This is a genomic window from Actinotalea sp. C106, from assembly GCF_023630195.1.
In the GTDB taxonomy this organism is placed as follows: domain Bacteria; phylum Actinomycetota; class Actinomycetes; order Actinomycetales; family Cellulomonadaceae; genus Actinotalea.
This window is the reverse complement of sequence record NZ_JALPKN010000451.1, coordinates 1-1,680: the sequence shown is the minus strand read 5'-3', so window position 1 is coordinate 1,680 and position 1,680 is coordinate 1. Positions and strand designations below refer to the sequence as shown.

1 protein-coding gene and 1 pseudogene are annotated in these 1,680 nt (G+C 72.6%); one reads left to right on the top strand and one right to left on the bottom strand.

Features of this window, described 5'->3' with window-relative positions; all coding sequences use genetic code 11:
• Window positions 1-56: 56 nt before the first annotated feature.
• Window positions 57-1,466: an NAD-dependent malic enzyme gene (locus tag L0B03_RS17495; protein WP_250448240.1), complete on the bottom strand. Its 1,410-nt coding sequence runs from the start codon at window positions 1,464-1,466 to the stop codon at window positions 57-59.
• Window positions 1,467-1,495: 29 nt separating this feature from the next.
• Between L0B03_RS17495 and L0B03_RS17490 the strand changes: the two are divergent.
• Window positions 1,496-1,680 (top strand): annotated as a pseudogene (locus L0B03_RS17490) (cell filamentation protein Fic); the annotation flags it as partial.

Genomic DNA, 1,680 nt, shown 5'->3' with positions numbered 1-1,680 from the left:
CAGCGCCGTGGCCGCCGCAGTACGTGCGGGGGGCGTGGCGGTGAGACGTTCTCGGCTCAGGCCGCCGCGGTCTCGCCCTGGTCCGCCCGGGCCGCGGCCTCGACCGCCGCGGCGACCCGCGTCGTCACCTCGGGGTTGAAGACGCTCGGGATGATGTAGGTCGGGTTGAGCTCGTCCTCGGCGACGACCTCCGCGAGGGCCTGGGCCGCCGCGAGGAGCAGCCGTGAGCTGACCCGGTGGGACTGGGCGTCGAGCAGGCCGCGGAACACCCCGGGGAAGGCCAGCACGTTGTTGATCTGGTTGGCGAAGTCCGAGCGTCCTGTCCCCACGATCGCGGCGTGCTGGGCGGCGTCGTCGGCGTCGACCTCGGGGCGGGGGTTGGCCATCGCGAAGACGATCGCGTCCGAGCCCATGGTCGCGATGTCGTCCCCCGTGAGCAGGTCGGGGGCGGAGAGCCCGATGAAGACCTCCGCCCCGGCGATCGCCTCGCGCAGGGTGCCCGTCGCACCGCGCGGGTTGGTGTTCTCGGCGGTCCAGCGCAGGGACGCGTCCAGCCCAGGGCGATCGGTGTGGACGACGCCCTCGATGTCGCAGACGACGACGTCGCGGGCGCCGGCGGCGAGCAGCAGCTTGAGCACTGCGGTGCCCGCGGCCCCCGCCCCGGACATCACGATCCTGACGGTGCCGATCTCCTTGCCGACCACCTTGAGGGCGTTCGTCAGGGCCGCGAGCGCGACGATGGCTGTCCCGTGCTGGTCGTCGTGGAAGACGGGGATGTCGAGGCGCTCGCGCAGCCGCTGCTCGACCTCGAAGCAGCGCGGGGCGGAGATGTCCTCGAGGTTGATCCCCGCGAAGACCGGGGCGATCGCGCAGACCGTCGCGACGATCTCGTCGACGTCGGTGGTGTCCAGGGCGATGGGGAAGGCGTCGATGTCCGCGAAGCGCTTGAACAGCGCGGCCTTGCCCTCCATGACCGGCAGGGCCGCGAGCGGCCCGATGTTGCCCAGGCCTAGCACCGCGCTCCCGTCGGTGACCACGGCGATGGTGTTGCGCTTGATGGTCAGGTTGCGGGCGTCCTCGGGCCGGGCCGCGATGGCCTCGCAGACCCGGGCGACCCCCGGGGTGTAGACCATCGACAGGTCGTCACGGTTGCGGATCGGGACCTTGGACTCGATCGACAGCTTGCCGCCCAGGTGCAGCAGGAAGGTCCGGTCGCTGACCCGTTCGACGACCACGCCCTCCAGAACCCGCAGGGCCTCGACGATCTGCTCGGCGTGCTCCTCCCCGCGGGTCGCGCAGGTCATGTCGACGCCGATCCGCTCGTGCCCCGAGGTCGTCACGTCGAGGGCGGTGACGATGCCCCCGGCGTGCTCGATCGCGGTGGTGAGCTCGCTGACCGCCGTCGGGCGGGCCTGGACCTGGAGGCGGACGGTGATCGAGGAGGAGACGCTCGGCGCTGAGACCATGACCTCAGTCTGGCCTCTACGCTGGCCGGGTGCCTTCCCACCCGCTCGACACGCTCGTGACGCTCCCCGGGGTCGAGCAGGCGGTGGGTCGGGCGCGTGAGGCCTGCGAGGAGCTGCGCTGGCACCGGGCCCTGCGCCGCCAGTGGCCCGTGGCCCGCACCGAGGCCGGGGTGCGGTGCGCCCACGCGGGCGGGGTCGTCGACGGTCTGCGTCT